Below are 21,476 nucleotides of genomic sequence, written 5' to 3'. Positions count from 1 at the left end.
AAAGAGCGACGCTAGGCGAAATTTCCGATGCGATAGAAAAAGCAGCGGGTCGTCATAAAGCTATTATCCGTTCCATTAGCGGCGTCTACAGCACTTCTTTTACAAACGAAGAAGAAATTGCCGAAGTCCAAAGAATGACAGAAGAATTCCTTGAAAATGAAGGCAGACGGCCGCGGATTCTGATTGCGAAAATGGGGCAGGACGGTCATGATCGCGGGGCGAAGGTCATTTCTACGGCATTTGCCGATCTTGGCTTTGATGTCGATATCGGCCCGCTCTTCCAAACACCGGAGGAAACAGCCCTGCAAGCGGTGGAAAATGACGTTCACGTGATCGGAATGAGTTCACTTGCTGCTGGTCATAAGACGCTCCTTCCGCAGCTTATTGAGGAATTGAAAAGATTAGGCCGCGAGGATATTTTAGTTGTTGTCGGCGGCGTTATCCCAGCTCAGGATTATCAATTCTTATATGACAATGGTGCGGCGGCCATCTTCGGTCCTGGTACGATTATTCCAGTAGCTGCGCAAAAGGTAATCAAGGAGATATATAGACAGCTTGGGTACGAGGAAGTGGCAAATTAAATGACGGGTGAACAAAGACCGGAATGGGCAAACCCCGAAGAGCCGGATAAATTTTCAACTGTCATCAGGAAAGGCAAGGAGCAGGAAACAGGAGAAGTGACTTTTCAAAAAAATGTCCGTTTTCAAAAACGCGGATCGACTGAGCCCTCGCTAGACGAATTGTATGAAGGGGTCCTTAAAGGTGATCGAAGTCTGCTTGCCCGAGCGATTACCCTTGTGGAAAGCAACGCTGAACAGCATTTTCAAAAAGCACAGGCGCTCCTGCAAAAGCTGCTGGTTCACTCTAGTAAGTCAATTCGCATCGGTATTACCGGGGTGCCTGGGGCTGGAAAAAGCACATTTATTGAGGCGTTCGGAACCTATCTATGTGAACTTGGACTAAGAGTTGCCGTTTTGGCGATTGACCCAAGCTCAAAGATTAGCGGCGGGAGCATCCTCGGTGACAAAACCCGAATGGAAACATTGGCCCGGAATCCAAAAGCGTTTATCCGTCCATCGCCAACGGCTGGGAAGCTTGGCGGGGTTCACCGGAAAACAAGGGAAGCAATGCTGATTTGTGAAGCTGCCGGCTTTGATGTCATACTAATTGAAACGGTCGGTGTAGGCCAAAGTGAAGTTATCATTCGTGATATGGTCGACTTTTTCATGCTGCTTGTCCTAACCGGTGCTGGTGACGAATTGCAGGGAATGAAAAAAGGCATTATGGAACTGGCCGATTGCCTTATCGTCCACAAAGCGGACGGGACGAATAAGCAAAATGCCGAGAAAACGAGGAAAGAATATAACCGTATCCTGCATTTTCTCCAGCCGGCCACAAAGGGATGGGGAACGAAAGCCTATACCTGTTCGTCTTTGACACACGAGGGAATCGCAGATATTTGGAAGGTCATCCAAACCTTCGAGACGACTGTGAAATCCTCAGGCGTTTTCGACGAAAGAAGAAAATTTCAATCCAGAGAATGGCTGTATTCGATGATTACCGATACTCTTCACTATCATTTCTTTCATCACCCTGGTGTGAAGAATTTGCTTCCTAAGTATGAAAACGAAGTCATCACCGGGGACGTAACGGTGGCCACAGCCGTGGAAAAGCTTTATGAGACATTTATAAACTCTAATCAATAGCTGTCGATTCATCGGCAGCTTTTCTTTTTCACTTCAGGAATAATCATTTGAAAAAAACATATTTTAACTGTTATGATGTAGGTATGTAAGACATAAGGAGTGAATTCAATGAGCATGGATTTTAATATTTTTATGAATGATGTTGTCCGCCAGGCGCGTCAGGAAATCTCCACTGCCGGATACCAAGAGCTAAAGACAGCCGATGAGGTTGAAGAGGCTTTAAACCAAAAGGGTACAACTCTAGTCATGATTAATTCTGTTTGCGGCTGCGCCGGCGGTATTGCCCGTCCAGCGGCAGCATACTCCGTTCATTATGATAAGCGCCCAGATCACCTAGTAACGGTTTTTGCCGGTCAGGATAAAGAAGCGACAGAAAAGGCAAGAAGCTATTTTACAGGCTATCCGCCATCCTCTCCTTCTTTCGCCTTATTAAAGGACGGAAAGATTTGTTCCATGATTGAAAGACATCAGATTGAAGGCTATGACCCAGCAACAGTGGTTGCCAAGCTTCAGCAGGAATTCGATAAATATTGCGAAGAAATATAATAATTTAACCCAAGAAAGGTTAATTATACCTATTAAACACCTCTTCATAAAAGAGGTGTTTTTTTATGGAAAATACACATAAAAAAATGGTTTGTGCCCATTTTAACTAGTATAAAAGGTATGCTCAATTTTTTGAATATTTTTATATTAAAAAAATATCTTTTCAAAAATTCATTGCTGTGTTAATATCCATTTTGTTGAATAAAAATTCAAGTCATTATATAATTTCAAATTTTAATACTCAGGAGGGACATCATGAAAAAGACATTTTTATTTCTAACTATTATTTTTTCATTAGTCGTTATGGCTGCTTGCGGCCAAAGTAATAAGGACGGAGCTAACGGTGAAAAATCGTCGGACAAAAAAGTACTAACAATGGCAACATCGGCTGATTTTGCTCCATTTGAATCTAGAAATCCATCAGGTGACATTGAAGGCTTCGATATTGACCTGGCAAATGCGATTGCTGACGAATTAGGATATAAGCTTGAAATTAAAGACATGAAGTTTGATGGCTTAATCGGAGCATTGCAGGCAAAACGTGTTGATATGGTCCTTGCTGGAATGTCAGCAACTGAGAAGCGTAAAAAGAATGTAGATTTTTCCACCGAATATAATCGTTCAGGTGAAATGTTTATTACTTTAAAGGATTCTAACATTAAAACAGTAGATGATTTAAAAGGAAAAACACTTGGTGTTCAATTAGGAACCATCCAAGAAGAGGGTGCTAAGGAACTTCAGAAGAAGATTAACTTTACAGCAAAGCCATTAGACAATGCTACAACTTTAATTCAAGAACTATTAACTAAGCGAATCGATGCAGCTTATTTAGATAAGTCAGTGGCTACAGGTTATATTAAAGAGCAAAATTTAGCGGGATTTGATGATCCTACAAGCAGTTCACCAGGAATGGCCATCGCTTTTCCTAAAGGCAGTGCGCTTGTAAAGGATGTTAATAAGGCTCTTGATAAATTGGAGCAAAATGGAAAGCTGCAAGAATTGAAAGATAAATGGTTAAAAGACCAACAATAATAGCATTTTTTAAAAAGAAAATATTTGAGGTGAGGTGTAAGGCATGAATTTGGATTTTAGCCAAATTGTGCCTTATATTCCTTTTATACTAAAAGGAATATGGGTAACATTAAAATTTGTCGTTGTCGCCATTATATTTGGATTTGTTCTCGGTACCATTCTGGCATTATTGAAAATTTCCAGAGTCAAGGCTTTAAATTGGCTTGCAGATATATATACATCCATTTTCCGCGGAACGCCATTGATTTTACAACTAATGTTAATTTATTTTGCGGTTCCGCAATTAACAGGTTACGATATTGATCCATTCCTTTCGTCCATTCTGGCATTTGGGCTGAATTCATCTGCGTATGTGTCAGAGATTATCAGAGCGGGCATTCAAGCCGTGGATAAAGGTCAGACCGAAGCAGCCCTGGCGCTCGGTGTTCCTTATCGCCTGATGATGAAGGACATTATTTTGCCGCAGGCGCTTAAAAATATTTTACCGGCCCTTATGAATGAATTTGTTACCTTAACAAAGGAATCGGCGCTTGTATCAACAATCGGCTACTTGGATTTAATGCGCCGTGCCCAGGTTGTGGGAGCAGATACGTATCATAATTTTGAACCATTAATTTTTGTCGGACTAATCTATTGGGTCCTCGTTTTCGTTTTAACAACTGCTGGCAAACTGGTTGAAAGGAGGCTGAAATATAGTGATTAAAGTAGAGAACCTCTATAAACAGTTTGGCGATAATGAAGTCTTAAAAAATATTTCAACCAGTATCGAAAGCGGTGAGGTAGTCTCCATTATCGGACCATCAGGGTCAGGAAAATCAACCTTTCTTCGCTGTTTGAATTTGTTGGAGGAACCGACAAAAGGGAAAGTGTGGATTAATAATCAAGACATTACCGACCGAAAAACGGATATTTCGAAAGTCAGACAGGAAATCGGCATGGTCTTTCAACATTTCTATTTATTCCCGCATATGACTGTTTTGCAGAACTTAACGTATGCACCGATGAGAGTTAAAGGTGAATCCAGGGAAACTGCTGAGAAAAAAGGCCGCGAACTATTAGCCAAAGTGGGACTGTCTGAAAAAGAATCAGCCTATCCTAATAATCTTTCAGGGGGGCAGAAGCAGAGGGTGGCCATCGCCCGTGCCCTTGCCATGGAGCCAAAGTTAATGCTATTTGATGAACCGACATCTGCACTTGACCCAGAAATGGTCAAGGAAGTTCTTAATGTTATTAAGGACTTGGCCCATACAGGTATTACGATGGCAATTGTTACCCATGAAATGGGATTTGCGCGGGAAGTTTCCGACCGGATTATGTTTCTTGATGAAGGGAAATTGTTAGAAGAAGGCTCGCCGGAAGAGTTTTTCAAAAATCCAAAGACCACTCGTGCAAAGGACTTTTTAGAAAAAGTTTTATAAATTAATTGCGGAAAATGAATGAAGAATGATAGATTGATGCAAACTAGGGGAAAACGGCAGGAGGATGATTATGATCAAAATCTTTTCGTCAATCCTGATGGCATTTTCCCTCTCCCCCATCTGGCCCTTGGGTCCGAACCCATTGCCTGGGGATCCATTTGTGATCGTGAATAAAAGTAATAATGAACTTGCCCTTATTAGTGAGAATAGAGTCCAAACAGTTGTCAGTGTTGGCACTGGCAAGACGGAGGAAATGACCCCTGAGGGACTGTTTACTGTCACAGTAAAGGCAAAGAATCCATATTACCGCCGCAGTGACATACCCGGCGGCGATCCCAAGAATCCGCTAGGTTCGCGGTGGATTGGCTTTGACGCAAGGGAGACTGATGGCAGAATCTACGGTATTCATGGCACCAATCAGCCGGCTTCCGTTGGAAAATATGTTTCACAAGGCTGTATCCGCACCCAGAATGAGGTTATTACCTCATTATTCCCGTTGATACCGCTTGGGACAAAAATTTTAGTAACATCATCCAATAAATCATTTGAAGCACTGGCAAAGGAAAGCGGTGCTATCAAATAAGAAAAAGGGACTGTCCGTCAATGCGGACAGTCCCTTAATTGTTATGATAGAAACTGGGCAATTCCAATTAGAAGAGTGGAAGCCAGCATAGCAAAGAGCATTAAATAAACAATAATTTTTCTAGATTTTTTGTTATTCAAAATGAATGCCTCCTTTTGGTTAAAAGGTTTTATCTACATTGTACTTGGAAAAGCCCAAAAGGACAACGGAACAACTCAGCAATTTAGGAAGGATTTATGAACTTTTTCACGAATAATGTTATTGTCGAATTTATGTTAAAATTGAAAAAAGGGGATTTTAGAATGATTAAAAAAATCGATCATATTGGAATTGCTGTAAAGTCTCTTGAGGCGACCCTTCCTTTTTATACGGAAGTGTTAAAGCTCCCTCTTTTAAAAATTGAAGAAGTGGTCAGTCAAAAGGTAAAGGTAGCATTTTTGCAGGCTGGAGAGACCAAGCTTGAGCTTCTCGAACCTACTTCAGAGGAGAGCACGATTGCCAACTTTATTGAAAGACGCGGCGAGGGCATACACCATGTAGCTCTTGGGGTGGAATCAATTGAAGCAAGAATTGCGGAAATAAAGGAGCATGGTATCAGAATGATTGATGAGGTGCCAAGGCCAGGGGCAGGCGGGGCAGATATTGCCTTCATGCATCCAAAATCGGCATCGGGCGTTTTATTTGAGCTTTGCGAAAAGAAACAGACAAAGGGGTAACAAAATGGATATCTATGAAGTGTTAAATGAGCTGTATGACAAACGCCGGGAGGTAGAACTCGGGGGCGGTGATGAACGGATTGAAAAGCAGCACGAAAAAGGGAAGCTGACAGCCCGTGAGCGGATTGACCTGTTAGTCGATAAGGGGACGTTTGTTGAATTAAATCCATTTATTGAGCACCGCACAAACGATTTTGGGATGGAAGACCAAAAGGGTCCTGGCGATGGCGTTGTAACTGGATATGGAAAAGTGAATGGACGCCCGATCTATTTGTTTTCACAGGATTTTACCGTTTTTGGCGGCGCTTTGGGGGAAATGCATGCCAAAAAGATTGCTAATGTAATGGATTTGGCAGCCAAAAATGGCACCCCGTTTGTCGGCCTGAATGATTCCGGCGGTGCCCGCATCCAAGAAGGGGTTGTATCCTTAGACGGCTACGGACAAATCTTTTACCGCAATTCTATTTATTCGGGAGTCATTCCGCAGATTTCCGTCATCATGGGCCCATGTGCCGGCGGTGCCGTTTACTCACCCGCAATTACCGATTTTGTATTCATGGTGGAAAAAACGAGCCAAATGTTCATTACTGGGCCGAAGGTAATTGAAACCGTTACCGGGGAGAAAATTTCGGCAGAAGACTTGGGCGGTGCCGGTGTACATAATACCATCAGCGGGAATGCTCATTTCCGCGGTGCAACCGAGGAAGAAGTTTTGGCAAATGTACGAAAGCTGCTGAGCTACTTGCCGCAGAATAATGAAGAAAAACCGCCAAGAGTGGAAGTGGCAGAAGAGGAAGATTACCGTCCTGATTTGACGGATGTGATTCCCTTCGATGCTGTCCGCCCATATGACGTAAGAAATGTTATTGAACAGATTGTTGATGCGGATACTTTCATGGAAATTCATAAGGATTTTGCCAGAAATATTGTTGTTGGGTTTGCAAGAATTAAAGGGGAAACAGTCGGACTTGTTTGTAACCAGCCAAAAGTAATGGCCGGCGGTCTTGATATCGATTCTTCCGACAAAGCAGCACGATTCATTCGCACCTGCGATTCTTTTAATATCCCGATTATCACCTTTGAAGATGTAACTGGCTTCTTCCCGGGCGTTAAGCAGGAGCATGGCGGCATCATCCGCCACGGGGCAAAAATTTTATTTGCTTATTCAGAAGCGACCGTTCCGAAGTTGACGGTTATTCTGCGCAAAGCCTACGGCGGCGCGTATGTGGCGCTTAACAGTAAGTCAATCGGCGCCGACCTTGTCTTTGCCTGGCCGAATGCGGAGATTGCCGTCATGGGTCCGCAGGGAGCAGCTAATATTATTTTCGCAAAGGAAATCCAAAACAGCGATAACCCTGAAGAGACTAGGCAGCAAAAAATAGAGGAGTACCGTGAGAAATTTGCGAACCCTTATGTCGCGGCATCCAGGGGAATGGTGGATGACGTCATCGACCCGCGCGAAACTAGAATCAAGTTGATTCAATCCTTAGAGATGCTAAGGTCGAAGAAAGAATCGAGACCATATAAAAAGCACGGAAATATTCCGTTGTAAGTTTTTTGAAGAGGCTGTCCCAAAAGTGTAACTTTAGGGGCAGCCTCTTTTTTAAAAGATAAGTAAGCATAAAATTGGGGGTCTACCACGTTCATTTGGACTGTGGTATTTTCTTTTTATGTAGGACCTCTTAAATTTGTCTGTTGATTTCCGCTCCAGGCGCTTCGCTTTTGTGGTCGGTACGGGGAGCTTTTTCGTCGCTCTGCTCCTGCAGGGTCTCCCCTGCTCCGTATTCCCACAGGAGCAGAGCGCCTTCCGCATGACAGCAGGAAAAAGCAGGCATGTCCATTCATGTTATGGATCTGCTCGAACTCAATATTTAGGTTGGTTTTCAAATGGGCCCAGTTTCAAAAATGTTTAAGCTCCGCTTTCAGAAAGTTGATAAACCTGTCAACGTTTGCGGAAAAATGCCGATCATCGGACCGTATTCTTCCATAGGATACATCTATTGGTTCATGATTCACAAGGTCAAGAAGAATAATTTGGCCGTTTAATACATAAGGATCCTTTTTCATGGCGAAATCCGGGGCAAAGCCAATAGCCAAATCATTAACGATTGCTTCTTTAATCACTTCCGCATTATTTGATGTAAACCAAATATCGATGGGTCCATATTTAGTACAAAAGTCATTGACGAACCATTTGATATATTCACCGTCATATATAAGAAACGTCTGATTAAGCAATTCTTGGGGGGTTACGACATCGCTTAGCGCCAGTGGGGAGTTTTTGTTGACGCATACTTTCATTTTTCCTTCTATTAATTTGTCATAAGCCAAATCAGTTTTTTTATTGAACAAATCCCCATAAATTGTAATGAGTCCGATATCAATTTTATTTTCTTGAAAATCATTCACAATATAATCTGTTCCCTTTTCTGACACTTCAATACTAACCTTCGGAAACTCCTTTTTGAAAGCTGATAGAGGTTTTAGCAATAGGTTCATAAAACCGGGGGTTGTTACAACTTTTAATTCCCCGGTTATTGATGTGGTATACAGTTGAGCCTCTTCCTTTATTTTTTGCAGTTTCATAAGCGCTTCATAGGCGTACTTGATGATCTGTATCCCTTCATCCGTCGGGATCGTCCCCAATTTTGAGCGTTTGAATACTTTAATCCCCAATTCTTCCTCAAAATTCGATATGGCCCTGCTCATTCCGGATTGGGAAACATGAAGGTTTTGAGCAGCAATGGAAATAGATTTTGTTTTCGATACCTCAACGATATGTTCGAGTTGTTCAATGTTCATTTTATGTTCCTTTTCATATGCAAATTTTCGAAGTGTTTATGCAAAATTGTTATTTTACATTACTATAATTGATATGTACAATAAATTCAAGTTATTTAATTTATTTTGAATTATCAAAAAATAATAGAAGCTTGGAATTAAGTTCCTTATTTTAGGATTTCTAGAAAAGCTTATTTCCGAGAGTCTTAAATAATGTAGGGAGGTAATTCTATTTGAAATAAATCATACTCAAGGCGAAGCCATACGAAGTTTCTATTTACATTATTCAATAGTAAAGGAGATGGATAATGCCTGATATCAATTCCTACCAATGGCTGCTGGGCAGCATGGCGGTAATGGGAGCAGCAGGCGTGCAAGTCCTGACCGGCTTTGGCTTCCCGCTCGTTTCCATCCCTTTATTGCTGTATATCTTTCCGAATTATGAAGCCATACTCATCAGCATGATGTTATCGATGTTCACGCTTGTGCTTCAGGCGGGGAAAAATTGGAACATGGCTCGTTGGGATTTAGTCTGGCGGTTGCTTGCAATCGGCTTTCCGGGCTTATTGTTAGGTGTGTTAGCAAGCGGAAAGATGTCTGGGGTTCATTTGAAAGGACTTGTCGGAATTACTGTTTTGAGCTATGTGCTGATTCAATGGGTTCAGGCGGAAAGAAATAGGAAGGTTGCACAAATAGGCGGATCATCAAATGAGAGTCAGCCGATTGGCCTCCGGAAATGGCCGAAGGGATTATATTTTGCCGGATTTGCTTCAGGGATCCTTACAGGAGTGGTAGGCCTGCCTGGACCGCCTGTCATCGCCATACTGGTTCCATACTTGCAGAAAGATTCCTTTCGCGCGACAATTGTTAACTATTTCATTTTGATGTATGCGGTTGCACTCAGTCTGTCCCTGTTCGTTCGGCAGCAAAAGGTCACTGAGACGGTTTTAACTACGGTCATCGTTTATATGATACCAGCATTATTAGGTTATTGGATTGCACAACCAATTCGCAAGCGTATCAACGACACAAATTTCAAACGATTGGTTTATGGGCTGTTGATTATCGTTGGCATCACTTCCTGTTGGCAGTCGCTTTCTCAAATCAATCTTCCTGAGATTATCGTAAAGCAGATCTCTTTAAATGTAAAATAATGTAAAATAATTCGGCTATGAGGTGATAGAAATGAAAACGCTTGAAATGAACACACAAGAAAAACGATCGTTCCATTTATCTGATCTGTACGGACAACCAATCAGCTATGAATTAACATATAAAGATGTCATTGAAATTTTGAACATCATTGATGCATGGAATTACGACAAGCTTCAGTTGGAAATTCAAGGGATGAAACTCGTCATCGATAAAAGTAAAGAGCAAATTTCGTCAGGTAATAAAGGAGAAGGCGAGACTGCTTCGATAAATCTAGTCCATGAAGATGAAGTTTCCACTGCGACTAATCCTGAGAATCAGACGGCGAAGATGACAGAAAAGGAATTTAATCCACCGCAAAGGGAAATGGTTGCCGGGATTCCTATCCAGTCGTCCATACCGGGCATTTTCTATCAGGCTCCAAGCCCCGAAGCAGAACCTTTTGTCCATATCGGCAGTGCTGTCAGGAAAGGGCAGCAAGTCGGAACTGTTGAGGTCATGAAATTATTCAATTCTATCAATGCTCCCTGTGATGGAAAGATCATGGAAATCTATGTGGAAAATGAAGAAATGATTGAAGCGGGGCAAACCATCATGATCATTGAACCGCTGGTATAAAAAATCGAGATGGGTGGGGTGTGCTATGAAAAAAATGAACAGGGTACTTGTCGCAAACCGGGGAGAGATAGCGGTACGCATCATCAGGGCTTGCAAAGAACTCGGGATCGAAACTATCGCGGTCTATTCGGATGCCGATCAGGATGGTCTGCATGTTCACCTTGCGGATAAATCTGTTTCTATCGGTCCTGCGCCTTCAAGGAAAAGCTATTTGAATATCGAAAAGCTAATCTCCGTTGCAATAGAGGAAAGAATCGATGCGATTCATCCGGGATACGGTTTTTTGGCGGAAAACGATGAATTCAGTGATGCCTGTGCGAGAAATCATATTTGTTTCATTGGGCCTTCCGGGGATATCATCCGAAAAATGGGAAATAAAATTCAAGCGAGGAAAGCTGCCGTGGAAGCAGGGGTACCCGTGGTTCCGGGCACGAATGAGAAAAATTCGGATGTGGAAGAGTTTGCCCGTGCCGCACACGAAATAGGGTATCCGGTATTGCTCAAGGCGGCAGCCGCAGGTGGTGGCCGAGGAATGAAGGTTGTGTTTGACGAACGGGAATTAAGAAATTTCTATCAACAGACTCAAGCGGAAGCAGCGGCTGCATTCGGAGACGGTACCGTTTATATTGAAAAGTACATTCAAAATGCAAGGCACGTTGAAGTACAGGTCCTGTTTGACCATTATGGGAACGGCATCCATTTGGGGGAGCGGGATTGCAGCATCCAGCGCCGTCACCAAAAGTTAATCGAGGAAGCACCGAGTCCCGTTTTGGACAGTAAAATGCGAGAAGAGATGCATGCAGCGGCGTTAGCCCTTGCTAAGAGTCAAAATTATACGAGTGCGGGAACGATTGAATTTGTAGTGGATGCGGATAGCAGAAAATTTTACTTCATTGAAATGAATACGAGGGTGCAGGTTGAGCATCCGGTTACGGAGATGCTGACGGGCATCGATATTGTCAAGGAACAGCTGCGCATTGCTGAGGGGCATAAGTTATCTATTGAGCAAAGGGATGTACAATTCATGGGCCATGCCATTGAGTGCCGGATTAACGCTGAGGATCCATTCCGGGGATTTATGCCGATGCCTGGCAAAATTGAACATCTCCATCTTCCTGGAGGAACGGGTGTCCGGGTGGATAGTCACTGTTATGCTGGATATTCGATTCCTCTCTATTACGATTCGCTCTTAGGAAAACTGATTGTTCATGGACAGGACCGGGAAGAAGCCATTGTGCGGATGCTCAGGGCACTCGGGGAAATTGATCTTAAGGGGATCCGTACGACGGTACCCTTCCATGAAAGAGTTTTAGGGAATCCCGATTTCAGATCCGGCAAATACAACACCCGTTGGGTCGAAGAATCGTTCCTTCATGAACTGAATAAACCTGTGGAGGTGTAATGAAAATTGAGGAAAATCAAATTTATGGATGAAACCATTCGTGACGGACAACAATCGTTGTGGGCCACGAGAATGAAAGCAAAATCGATGTTTCCCATTGCGTCGACTATGGATCAGGCAGGATTTTTCTGTGTCATTGTCGGTTCCGGAGCGACCTTTGAAACCGGTGTCAAATTTTTATATGAAGATCCGTGGGAAAAGTTACGCCTGCTTCGGCAGCTGATGCCGAATACTCCATTGGGGTTTGTCATTCGGGGCAGAAATATCGTGGGATGGAAGCAATATCCGAATGATGTGGTGGACGTGATGCTGGAGTCGTTGAAAAAGGTGGGTATCGATTGGATCTGTGTTTTCGATGGCCTGAATGACTTGCGCAATATGGCATACCAGTTAAAGCGTGCCAAAGATTTGGGCATGAATGCCTCAGGGACATTGGTTTTCACCGAAAGCCCAGTTCATACGGATGAGTATTATGCGGAAAAGGGAAGGGATTTGCTGAATCTCGGTGTAGACGCAGTCGTGCTGGAGGATGCAAGCGGAATTCTAACCCCGGACAGAGCCAGGACACTCATTTCGGCCTTGCGCAGAGCGGTAGGAGATGCGACCTTGATGTTCCAGTCCCATTCCTCTACAGGCATGGCGGCTGATACGTTCACAGAAGCAATGAAACATGGCGTTGATGTGGTTTCCACAGTAAGCTCGCCTTTGGCTAACGGCGATTCGGTACCATCAACGATCGACATTCTCCAACGTTGCCATGAGCTTGGGCTGAAGGCGGAAATCGATGAAGAAATGATCCGCAAAATGGATGATTTTTTTTACTGGCAGGCTTATCTGGAAAAGAAACCGATTTATTCTCCTAAGCGATTTGACCCGATTGAATATGCGCAATATGCCGGACATCAGATACCGGGAGGCATGATGTCCAATCTAACCAACCAGCTGAAGGAGCTGGGCATCCTTCACCGTCTTCCCGAAGTCCTAGAAGAGGCGGCCAGAGTTCGCAAGGAGCTTGGCTATCCGGTTATGGTTACCCCCCTGTCCCAATTTGTGGGGGTACAGGCGACGTTTAATATTTTGGAAGGGGAGCGTTATAAAACCATTCCGGAGGGGGTTCGACTCTATGCCAAAGGGTTTTACGGCGAATTGGCCGCCCCAATCGATCCGAATGTACTTGACCGGATTTTATGGGATGATGACTATGATACCGTCGACCCGACATCGTATTTTAACGATTCATTCCTTGAGAAGTTCAAAGAAGAAAACGGTCCCTTTTCTTCCGATGAAGAGTTGTTGCTCGCCGTTTTTAACAGCCGGCTGACAATGGAGGACTTTTACAGGAACAGAAAGCCTTTAGATGTAAACTTAACTTTATCTCCTTTGGTGGAACTGGTTAGGGAGCTGAAAAAGCGGAAACAGATTCAAGCGGTGTCTATAGAAAAAGGATCTCTTAAATTAGAAGTCAACCAAGGAAAATGAACAGCCACGACATAATAGGGAGAGTAAAAAGGTGGGGAAATAAGTGAAGGAAGTCAGAATTGTAAGCGCTGTGAGAACACCGTTCGGAAAGTTGGGAGGGGCCTTGAAGAACAAATCCAGTGTTGATTTGGGTGCCATTGCGGTAAAAGGAGCGATAAGCCGGGTAGGCTTGAATCTGGAACAAGTGAATGAGGTGATCATGGGATCTGCCGCTCTGGCAGGCAGCACTTCGGTCGCTGCGCGCCAAATTCTTTTTAAGGCTGGCTTGCCGGGTTCGACACCATCCTTGACGATAGACCGTGCCTGCTGTTCATCCGTCACGGCCGTAGGATTGGCAATGAAAGATATATTGCTCGGCGAAGCGGAAACAGTCGTAGCCGGAGGTTTTGAATCTTTGAGCCAAACTCCTTATCTGTTAAGAGAGGGACGTTGGGGAAAACGTTTAGGTGATATGACGTTGGAAGATCCCCTGCAAATTCGGAATCCAATCACAAATACGCCGGTTGCCCTTGTTACCGGAGAAGAAGCGCTGAAATACGGAGTATCGAGAGAAGAGCAGGACGAATGGGCATGGGAAAGCCACAAGAAATACTTTGCTGCCTATGAATCGGGAAAATATGAAGATGAATTGCTGCCGGTGCAACTTCCAACAAATAAAGGGGATTCCATTATATTCCAACAAGATGAATCTCCACGGCGGGATGCGTCACTAGAAAAGCTGCAGCGATTAAAAACGGTTTACGGCAGTCCCACCATTACCCCGGGAAATGCGCCAGGGCTCAATGACGGATCAGCAGCTTTAGTATTAATGTCTAATCGAATGCAGGATAAGCTGAATCTGGAATCCATGGCTACCATTCTTTCTTACGCAACCATTTCCGGCGATGCATCCTCCTCAGTTGCCATGCCTGCCTTGGCGATTAATAAAGCGCTAAAGAAGGCCGGCATGGATTTAGAGCAGGTGAAAAGGATTGAAATCAACGAAGCTTTTGCAGCGATGCCGCTGGTCAGCACCAAGGTCTTGAGCAATGGGGATGACGCTTTGCTAAGACAGCTTCGCTCCATTACCAACGTCAATGGGGGGGCTATTGCCATAGGACATCCCACAGGGGCCAGTGGCGGAAGAATCATCATGTCACTGATCTATGAACTTCGCCGGATTGGCGGAGGCATCGGTGTTGCAGCCATTTGCGGGGGATATGGACAAGCCGATGCCGTGGTTATCAAGGTTAATGAAGCGATAAAAGGATAGGATTTGATTAGAAAGGTAGAGTGATTGTTTTGAGATTACTAGACAAAGTAGGGATTATTACGGGTGGTTCAAGCGGGTTGGGAAAGGCGACGGCCATCAAATTTGCCAGTGAAGGGGCAAAGGTTGTCGTTACTGATTTGGATGAAGCGGGAGGAAGGAAGACGGTTGAACAGATTCAAGCCGCCGGCGGAGAGGCCGCATTTATTCAAACCGACGTAAGCAGCTTTGACCAGGTCCAACGTTCAGTACACTTTGCTGTCGAACAATTCGGCAGCTTGGATGTCATGTTTAATAATGCGGGCATGAATATAGCCAAGCCGCTGCTGGACTTCGAACCAGAAGAATTTGATAAGGTCTTGCAAGTGAATCAATATGGTGTTTATTACGGCATCCTGGCAGCTGGCGAAGAAATAGCGAAACTGGGGAGGAAAGGCGTCATTATCAATACCGCTTCCGTGTTTTCCTATGTGGCGACGAAAGGGGTCATCGCCTATCAGGCATCGAAAGCAGCTGTAAAGCTAATGACGCAAGCGGCCGCACTGGAACTGGCGGATAACGGAATTCGTGTCGTCGCGATCGCGCCAGGCGGGATCGATACACCGTTCATCCAATTCCGCAAAGATTTGGGCCAGGAAGAGAAGATGGCTAAAATGCATATGCGCGGAAAATTGCTTCAGGCGGAGCAGATCGCTAATATTGTGGCGTTCTTGGCCTCGGAGGAATCGGATGTCATTAACGGAAGTACGGTTATGGTAGATGATGGCTTGGCTGCCTTTAGGGGTTAATGTTTTACCATAGATTATGGATTAAGATGGGATGGTGTCGGTATGAAATTGAAGAATAAAGTATGTGTCATTACAGGCGGGGCAAGCGGACTCGGTAAGGCCACTTCCTTTAAATTCGGCAGGGAAGGGGCGAAAGTCGTTATTGCCGATATGAATGAGGTGAACGGTTGGGAGACCGCTTAACTCATCCGGGCAGAAGGAGGCGAGGCTATCTTCATTCAAACGGATGTGACCCAGTATGATCAGGTCGAACGTGCTGTTGGACTTGCTGTTGAGAAGTTCGGAAGTCTCGATGTGGTGTTCAACAATGCCGGAATAATCATCAATAGGCCGCTTAGGGAACACAGCCCGGAAATCTACGACAAAGTCGTAAAAGTCAATCAGCATGGAGTCTTTCATGGAATATTGGCAGCAGGACGAAAAATGGTTGAATTGAATAGCAAGGGTATTATTATCAATACGGCATCCACCAATTCATTTGTGGTGATCAAAGGGGGAATTAGTTACAGCGCTTCCAAAGCAGCTGTGAGCATGATGACGCAAGTCGCTGCAGCAGAATTGGGTGAGAAGGGGATTCGTGTTGTTGCTATTGCCCCTAGCGGAACGGATACTCCACTGGTACAAGACGTCAAGCCCTTCATGCAGCAAAGGGCAACCATTAATCATGCAAGAGGAGAGTTATTGCAGCCGGATCAAATCGCCGACGTCGTAGGTTTTCTGGCATCAGACGAGTCAAATGTCATCAATGGCAGCACGGTACTGCTTGATGATGGGATGGTAGGAATGAAATTATAGCAGAAGAACAGAATTGTACGAAGCTTACTTACTGCAAATAACGACTATTCATTAAAGACTCCGTATGGAAGAAGGGGAATTACATTGGGAAAAACGGCAAACCATTTAGAAGCTAACTTGCTGTCAAGGCTGGATCGGCTTCCCTTAACCAAAACATCCATTCGATACTTGGTTTTACTGACTGTAGCTGCGATCATTGAAGCTTTTGATATTGGCATTATCGGCCAGACGATTGTAGTCTTGAAAAAGCTCTGGAATTTGAGTCCTTCCGAAGTCGGGCTGTTGGGTATCACTTCGACGGCAGGGATTGTACTGGGTGCTCTTTTTGCCGGAAGGCTTCTGGATAAATATGGGCGAAAAAAAGTGTTAATAATAGGCATTCTATGGTTTAGCTTTTTCACTTTAATCGGGGCCGCTTTCCCCAGCGTTCACTGGATCGGTGCGATGAGATTCGTTGCAGGATTAGCTGAAGGTGCGGTGTTTGCGATTCCCTATCTTATGCTTTCTGAATTTATTGGAAGTAAACGGCGGGCAACAGCCGTAGGCTGGTATGCTTCCCTTTTGATTATGTCCTATGTCATACCCAATTTAATCGGTGCTTGGACGCTAGCCCATTTTCCTTTGGATGTTGCATGGCGTGTTCCCTTTTTGCTAGGAGGTCTTCCCATCCTTTATATCATCATTTTGATAAAATGGCTGCCAGAATCCCCCCGCTGGCTTCTGCAAAATGGGCGTGTCGGGGAAGTTGAAATGTTGCTCGAGAAACTGGAGAAAGAGGCCGGTTTGGAACATGATCAGCAATTCATGAATGTTCAAATCCTGAGAGCGTTAAACGGAGGAAGCAATGAGAAATTAAGCCGCGGCATTACGACGCTGTTTAAATCCCCCTTCCTGCTCCGCACGTTCATCTGTATGGCGATAAGCAGCATAGCTTCAATCATATTCTATGTATTGCTCGTCTATGCGCCAACCATGTTTGAAATGAAAGGATTCAGTTTGGAAAATGCTCTATTGTTCACCGGAATCATGATGGCCCTTGGCGGAATAGGAGGTATTGCCTTAGGCTACCTTTCGGATACGATGGGGCGCAAGCCAACTCTTATCCTTTATTGTTTTCTGGCGGCCATAGGGGCGATCATCCTTATTTATGCTAAGAATATGACTTTTATGATTATTGGTGGCATTCTTTTATCATTATTTGGAAATAGTCTTGGTGCAGGAACGAAAAATTACAGTGCCGAACAATTTCCAACCTATCTGCGAGGAACAGGCACTTCTTTCTTGGAAGCATCAGCTAGGTTTATTGGTGGGATTCTCATGACCTATATTGCATCTTATCTGCTTGCTTCAGGCGGGATCTCCATCGTTTTTTGGTTTGTCGCCATCTCGACGGTCATCTTGATTTTGCCGTTAATCCTTTGGGGTCAAGAAACGAAAGGATTGAGTGTGGATGAAACGGGATCTTCAAATATAACTTATACAACTGAGATAGATTGCGTTTACGAAAAAGCCTAGAAGTTCTCCCATACACATAAATACATTCTTTAAAGTGAGGTAAACTTTTTGAAGAACATAACTTTTCAATCATTATTGTTAAGGGCTTTCAAAAGCTTTGGTAAACATCCGGCTGTTACCTTCTTGAAAACCAATGAAACGCTAACTTATGATGAACTTTCTATTCGTATCCATGAGGCGGCCAACTATTTGCACAGTCTAGGAGTCCAAAGAGGAACTCAAGTCGTCGTATCCATACCGAACAGCATAGAATATCTGGTGTTTAGCCTTGGTGTCATAAAGTGCGGGGCAACCTTGGTTCCGATAGGAGAAAAGCTTGGTACCAGGGAAGTTGAATTTATTTTAAAAGATACGGAACCGAAAGCTGTTTTGGTAGGGACAGCCAATCATGTAGAAACGATCTTCCAATATGTAAACGAGTCAAACGGAAATAATGTAAAAGCTTTAGGCATTCCGGGTTTCGGCCACGATTACCCAAAGGAGTTCGAACTATATAGCCGGGTACAGTCTCAGGTTGCAAAGATGGAAGAAGCCTCCCCTGACGACTTGGCAGCTATCTTCTACAGTGGAGGAACGACGGGCGTACCGAAGGGCATTATGCATTCCCAGCGTACATTAGCTGAAACATTAGTCGCCAATACGATTGAAAACAGCATCGATGATAGGGATAGAGTCTTTTTGTCCACGCCCTTGCCGCATGCAGCCGGATTGTTTTTCTGGCGATCTGTATTAGCGGGCGCGCATGTGTTTTTAACGGACAAATTTGATCCGGAAGTCTTTTTTTACACCGTCCAGGAGAAGCGCATTACCATCACCTATTTGGTACCAACCATGCTGTACCGGCTGATTGATCTCGGAAAGAAAGAGGCATTTGATATCCATTCACTGCGTACGGTTCACTACGGCGCAGCACCAATAGACCCGAAACGTTTAAAGGAAGGTTTTGAGATGTTTGGCTCGATTTTAAAACAACATTATGGGCAATCCGAATGTCCAAACATGATCACGAGACTATCGAAAAGCGATCATGACTGGGCCTATCATTATCATCCTCAAGCTTTGAAGAGTGCAGGGAAGCCTTGCCTATTTGCTGAAGTTCGCCTGGTCGATGATCAGGGTATGGATGTAGAACGCGGGGAGATTATTGTGAAAGCGCCTTATCGGTCATTAGGGTACTATAACAGGCCGGATTTGACCCAAGAAGCCATTCGTGACGGCTGGGTGTATACCGGTGACATTGGAGAAATGGATGAGCATGGATATTTATACATTGTGGATCGAAAGAAAGATATGATCATATCAGGCGGCATGAACATCTACTCGATCGAGGTGGAGAATGTAGTCAATCAACATCCTGCCGTAGCGATGTGTGCATGTGTAGGGGTACCGCATGCGGACTGGGGAGAGACTGTATGCGTTTTTGCGGTATTGAGAGAAGGAGTGTTATGTACCAAGGAGGAGCTGATCGAATTCTGCAAGGCTCGCACAGCGAAGTATATGGTTCCGAAAGCAGTTCACTTCAAGGAATGGCTCCCTCTTACACCTATTGGCAAGATCGATAAAAAGGAATTGAAAAAAGTCTTATTAGAAACTCAAAATGTTTGAGTTAATGGAGATTAGTTATGAATACAATGGATACAAGGCTTCAGTCCTTAACAACATTTGGCATTTGGAACCACTTAAACATTCAGGTCCTGGAAGCGCAGAATGGAGAAGCGGTCATCGAAATGCCTGTGGAGGATCATCTGAAGCAGAAGCAAGGGGTACTGCACGGGGGAATCATTGCCACCATTTTGGATATGGGTATGGCCTTGGCGGCAACGACCGTTCTTTCGGAAGAGGAGTATACGACAACTTTGGATTTCCATACTTGCTATTTGCGTCCGATGTTCGGAAAAGTGCTCAGAGGTAAAGGCAAGATTGTGAAAAAGGGTAAGCGGGTGATGGTGGTTACTGCTGAGGCTTATGATGAACACGGTGAGCTGATTGCTACTAGTACCGGGAATTTTATGAACTTAGAAAGATAAGGAACGATATTTTGGAAAGGAATCAGATTTACAGGGAGGAGAGTTTTCCTCCTTTTTTTGCTTTTTTCAAGGAACTCCTCATTTGTCGTCTCGTCATGAGTCATTTCGAAAGAGGGATTTAATGAGGAGTATTCATCGTATTTTCCTATACGTTTATCATTTGTATCGATTGGTTTGTTACAAATATATATTAAGTATTTTCATAAAAATCACCCGAGAATGGAAACCAGGCCGCATAAGTATTTCCAATACATGATTGAACATGGGATTGAATCCTGCATAATTCCCGATTCAACGCATATGCGATCTTTTATTACAAAAGCAAGAGGATCCGATCTTTTTTTGTTTGTAGGCTTACTTGAAAAAAAGGTATACTGAAAAAGTAAAGTACATAAACGGGAGGTTCGGCAAATGATTAACCAAGAACGTCTTTTAAATGAATTTTTAGAACTGGTTCAAATTGATTCGGAAACTAAACATGAGGCCGAAATTGCTAAAGTGTTAAAGAAAAAGTTCAGCGACTTAGGGCTTGACGTATACGAGGATGATACAACAGGCGTTACCGGACATGGCGCTGGCAACTTGGTCTGCACCCTTGCTGCAACGAAAGAAGGGGTTGACCCCATTTATTTTACTTCTCATATGGACACTGTTGTGCCTGCTAGGGGAGTTAAACCTTCCATTAAAGACGGTTATGTTGTGACCGATGGAACGACTATCCTTGGGGCAGATGACAAGACAGGTTTATCTGTTATGTTAGAAGTGATTCGAGTCTTGAAGGAACAAAACATTGAACATGGACAAATCCAATTTGTGATTACCGTTGGGGAAGAATCCGGCCTTGTCGGGGCAAAAGCTCTTGATCGTTCGTTAATGAAGGCCAAATATGGCTACGCACTTGACAGTGACGGGTTAGTCGGAAACGTGGTAGTGGCCGCGCCGACTCAGGCGAAGATTAAAGCGGTTATCTATGGAAAAACAGCCCATGCGGGGGTTGCACCGGAAAAAGGTGTTTCTGCCATTACGATTGCCGCAAAGTCTATCGCGAGAATGACGTTAGGTCGAATCGACCATGAGACAACTGCCAATATTGGACGCTTTGAAGGCGGTCAAGCGACCAACATTGTCTGCGACCGGGTTGATATTTTAGCTGAAGCCCGTTCATTGATTCCTGAAAAAATGGAAGCGCAGGCTGGGAAAATGAAGGGAGCCTTTGAAACAGTTGCTTCAGAAATGGGCGGCCGCGCTGAGGTGAATGTAGAAGTTATGTATCCGGGCTTCAAATTTGGTGAAGGTGACCAGGTGGTGGAGATTGCCCGAAAAGCAGCCGCAAAAATAGGCCGCAGCTGCGAGCTGCAGCACAGCGGCGGCGGCAGCGACGCCAACGTTATCGCTGGCTTCGGCATTCCAACTGTGAACCTCGCTGTCGGGTACGAAGAAATCCACACTACCAATGAGCGCATGCCGATTGAGGAGCTTTACAAACTCGGGGAAATGGTCTTGGCGATCATTGATGAAGTGACAAATCAATAAGTTAATTTGAGGGGAGAGCCTTGTTTTTTAGGGTTCTCCTTTTCTTTAAAAGGTTATACTGTCAAAATTGGTTCAAATTTATCCGAAGGGTGTTGCAAGCGTAGCAAGTGGTAAAAATAGCGGCCTTATTTTGCCC

21 protein-coding genes and 1 pseudogene are annotated in these 21,476 nt (G+C 44.2%); 20 read left to right on the top strand and 2 right to left on the bottom strand.

Features of this window, described 5'->3' with window-relative positions; all coding sequences use genetic code 11:
• From KHB02_RS20895 to KHB02_RS20865, 7 genes are all read left to right on the top strand, one after another.
• The coding region (locus tag KHB02_RS20895) for a cobalamin-dependent protein (RefSeq protein ID WP_241113997.1) at positions 1 to 581 on the top strand (581 nt) is incomplete at its 5' end.
• Positions 582 to 1,706, top strand: coding sequence for a methylmalonyl Co-A mutase-associated GTPase MeaB (gene meaB, locus KHB02_RS20890; protein ID WP_213144925.1), 1,125 nt, complete (start codon positions 582 to 584; stop codon positions 1,704 to 1,706). It abuts the gene before it with no gap.
• Between the two features lie 108 nt (positions 1,707 to 1,814).
• Positions 1,815 to 2,252 carry a BrxA/BrxB family bacilliredoxin gene (locus KHB02_RS20885; protein WP_213144926.1) on the top strand — a complete coding sequence of 146 codons (438 nt, stop codon included), beginning with the start codon at positions 1,815 to 1,817 and terminating at the stop codon, positions 2,250 to 2,252.
• A 255-nt stretch (positions 2,253 to 2,507) separates the two neighbouring features.
• Positions 2,508 to 3,284, top strand: a complete 777-nt coding sequence (locus KHB02_RS20880; protein WP_213144927.1) for a transporter substrate-binding domain-containing protein — start codon at positions 2,508 to 2,510, stop codon at positions 3,282 to 3,284.
• Positions 3,285 to 3,327: 43 nt separating this feature from the next.
• Positions 3,328 to 3,987: an amino acid ABC transporter permease gene (locus KHB02_RS20875; protein ID WP_213144928.1), complete on the top strand. Its 660-nt coding sequence runs from the start codon at positions 3,328 to 3,330 to the stop codon at positions 3,985 to 3,987.
• Positions 3,980 to 4,702, top strand: a complete 723-nt coding sequence (locus tag KHB02_RS20870; RefSeq protein WP_213144929.1) for an amino acid ABC transporter ATP-binding protein — start codon at positions 3,980 to 3,982, stop codon at positions 4,700 to 4,702. Before KHB02_RS20875 ends, KHB02_RS20870 begins: the two co-directional genes overlap by 8 nt.
• A gap of 70 nt (positions 4,703 to 4,772) precedes the next feature.
• Positions 4,773 to 5,285 carry a L,D-transpeptidase gene (locus KHB02_RS20865; protein WP_213144930.1) on the top strand — a complete coding sequence of 171 codons (513 nt, stop codon included), beginning with the start codon at positions 4,773 to 4,775 and terminating at the stop codon, positions 5,283 to 5,285.
• Positions 5,286 to 5,326: 41 nt separating this feature from the next.
• On the opposite strand, the gene prli42 is transcribed toward KHB02_RS20865, so the two are convergent.
• Positions 5,327 to 5,425, bottom strand: a complete 99-nt coding sequence (gene prli42 / locus KHB02_RS29820) for a stressosome-associated protein Prli42 (RefSeq protein WP_213144931.1) — start codon at positions 5,423 to 5,425, stop codon at positions 5,327 to 5,329.
• Positions 5,426 to 5,587: 162 nt separating this feature from the next.
• Between prli42 and mce the strand changes: the two genes are divergently transcribed.
• Both mce and KHB02_RS20850 read left to right on the top strand, forming a co-directional pair.
• Complete coding sequence (mce, locus tag KHB02_RS20855) at positions 5,588 to 6,001, top strand: methylmalonyl-CoA epimerase (RefSeq protein WP_213145304.1); 414 nt, start codon at positions 5,588 to 5,590, stop codon at positions 5,999 to 6,001.
• Between the two features lie 4 nt (positions 6,002 to 6,005).
• Positions 6,006 to 7,553 (top strand): acyl-CoA carboxylase subunit beta, encoded by a 1,548-nt coding sequence (locus KHB02_RS20850; protein ID WP_213144932.1) that lies wholly within the window; start codon positions 6,006 to 6,008, stop codon positions 7,551 to 7,553.
• A 347-nt stretch (positions 7,554 to 7,900) separates the two neighbouring features.
• Here KHB02_RS20850 and KHB02_RS20845 read toward each other — a convergent pair whose 3' ends face one another.
• Complete coding sequence (locus KHB02_RS20845) at positions 7,901 to 8,803, bottom strand: LysR family transcriptional regulator (RefSeq protein WP_213144933.1); 903 nt, start codon at positions 8,801 to 8,803, stop codon at positions 7,901 to 7,903.
• A 287-nt stretch (positions 8,804 to 9,090) separates the two neighbouring features.
• Here KHB02_RS20845 and KHB02_RS20840 point away from each other — a divergent pair, with 287 nt between their 5' ends.
• The 11 genes and pseudogenes from KHB02_RS20840 to KHB02_RS20790 all read left to right on the top strand — a co-directional run bounded on the left by KHB02_RS20840 (position 9,091) and on the right by KHB02_RS20790 (position 21,340).
• Positions 9,091 to 9,936 (top strand): sulfite exporter TauE/SafE family protein, encoded by an 846-nt coding sequence (locus tag KHB02_RS20840; RefSeq protein WP_213144934.1) that lies wholly within the window; start codon positions 9,091 to 9,093, stop codon positions 9,934 to 9,936.
• A gap of 31 nt (positions 9,937 to 9,967) precedes the next feature.
• Entirely contained in the window at positions 9,968 to 10,552 is a 585-nt protein-coding gene (locus KHB02_RS20835; protein WP_213144935.1) for an acetyl-CoA carboxylase, read from the top strand.
• Between the two features lie 34 nt (positions 10,553 to 10,586).
• Positions 10,587 to 11,954, top strand: a complete 1,368-nt coding sequence (gene accC / locus KHB02_RS20830) for an acetyl-CoA carboxylase biotin carboxylase subunit (RefSeq protein WP_241113999.1) — start codon at positions 10,587 to 10,589, stop codon at positions 11,952 to 11,954.
• Between the two features lie 6 nt (positions 11,955 to 11,960).
• Positions 11,961 to 13,433, top strand: a complete 1,473-nt coding sequence (locus KHB02_RS20825; RefSeq protein WP_241113996.1) for a pyruvate carboxylase subunit B — start codon at positions 11,961 to 11,963, stop codon at positions 13,431 to 13,433.
• 43 nt (positions 13,434 to 13,476) lie between these two features.
• Positions 13,477 to 14,685, top strand: a complete 1,209-nt coding sequence (locus KHB02_RS20820) for a thiolase family protein (protein ID WP_213144938.1) — start codon at positions 13,477 to 13,479, stop codon at positions 14,683 to 14,685.
• 29 nt (positions 14,686 to 14,714) lie between these two features.
• Complete coding sequence (locus KHB02_RS20815) at positions 14,715 to 15,470, top strand: SDR family NAD(P)-dependent oxidoreductase (protein WP_213144939.1); 756 nt, start codon at positions 14,715 to 14,717, stop codon at positions 15,468 to 15,470.
• Between the two features lie 42 nt (positions 15,471 to 15,512).
• Positions 15,513 to 16,265, top strand: a pseudogene (locus KHB02_RS20810) (SDR family NAD(P)-dependent oxidoreductase).
• An 84-nt stretch (positions 16,266 to 16,349) separates the two neighbouring features.
• On the top strand, positions 16,350 to 17,780 hold the full coding sequence (locus KHB02_RS20805; protein ID WP_213144940.1) for an MFS transporter: 1,431 nt from the start codon (positions 16,350 to 16,352) through the stop codon (positions 17,778 to 17,780).
• Between the two features lie 48 nt (positions 17,781 to 17,828).
• Complete coding sequence (locus tag KHB02_RS20800; RefSeq protein ID WP_213144941.1) at positions 17,829 to 19,385, top strand: class I adenylate-forming enzyme family protein; 1,557 nt, start codon at positions 17,829 to 17,831, stop codon at positions 19,383 to 19,385.
• 17 nt (positions 19,386 to 19,402) lie between these two features.
• On the top strand, positions 19,403 to 19,807 hold the full coding sequence (locus KHB02_RS20795; RefSeq protein ID WP_213144942.1) for a PaaI family thioesterase: 405 nt from the start codon (positions 19,403 to 19,405) through the stop codon (positions 19,805 to 19,807).
• A 411-nt stretch (positions 19,808 to 20,218) separates the two neighbouring features.
• Positions 20,219 to 21,340 carry a tripeptidase T gene (locus KHB02_RS20790; RefSeq protein ID WP_213144943.1) on the top strand — a complete coding sequence of 374 codons (1,122 nt, stop codon included), beginning with the start codon at positions 20,219 to 20,221 and terminating at the stop codon, positions 21,338 to 21,340.
• Positions 21,341 to 21,476: the final 136 nt, after the last annotated feature.

Source organism: Neobacillus citreus, from assembly GCF_018343545.2.
In the GTDB taxonomy this organism is placed as follows: Bacteria; Bacillota; Bacilli; order Bacillales; family Cytobacillaceae; genus Neobacillus; species Neobacillus citreus.
This window is presented reverse-complemented; position numbering and strand designations above follow the sequence as displayed.

Bases quoted from the DNA above. Each gene is read 5' to 3' on its own strand.
- meaB (WP_213144925.1), top strand. From the start codon at position 582: ATGACGGGTGAACAAAGACCGGAATGGGCAAACCCCGAAGAGCCGGAT.
- KHB02_RS20885 (WP_213144926.1), top strand. From the start codon at position 1,815: ATGAGCATGGATTTTAATATTTTTATGAATGATGTTGTCCGCCAGGCG.
- KHB02_RS20880 (WP_213144927.1), top strand. From the start codon at position 2,508: ATGAAAAAGACATTTTTATTTCTAACTATTATTTTTTCATTAGTCGTT.
- KHB02_RS20875 (WP_213144928.1), top strand. From the start codon at position 3,328: ATGAATTTGGATTTTAGCCAAATTGTGCCTTATATTCCTTTTATACTA.
- KHB02_RS20865 (WP_213144930.1), top strand. From the start codon at position 4,773: ATGATCAAAATCTTTTCGTCAATCCTGATGGCATTTTCCCTCTCCCCC.
- mce (WP_213145304.1), top strand. From the start codon at position 5,588: ATGATTAAAAAAATCGATCATATTGGAATTGCTGTAAAGTCTCTTGAG.
- KHB02_RS20850 (WP_213144932.1), top strand. From the start codon at position 6,006: ATGGATATCTATGAAGTGTTAAATGAGCTGTATGACAAACGCCGGGAG.
- KHB02_RS20845 (WP_213144933.1), bottom strand. From the start codon at position 8,803: ATGAACATTGAACAACTCGAACATATCGTTGAGGTATCGAAAACAAAA.
- KHB02_RS20840 (WP_213144934.1), top strand. From the start codon at position 9,091: ATGCCTGATATCAATTCCTACCAATGGCTGCTGGGCAGCATGGCGGTA.
- KHB02_RS20835 (WP_213144935.1), top strand. From the start codon at position 9,968: ATGAAAACGCTTGAAATGAACACACAAGAAAAACGATCGTTCCATTTA.
- accC (WP_241113999.1), top strand. From the start codon at position 10,587: ATGAACAGGGTACTTGTCGCAAACCGGGGAGAGATAGCGGTACGCATC.
- KHB02_RS20795 (WP_213144942.1), top strand. From the start codon at position 19,403: ATGAATACAATGGATACAAGGCTTCAGTCCTTAACAACATTTGGCATT.
- KHB02_RS20790 (WP_213144943.1), top strand. From the start codon at position 20,219: ATGATTAACCAAGAACGTCTTTTAAATGAATTTTTAGAACTGGTTCAA.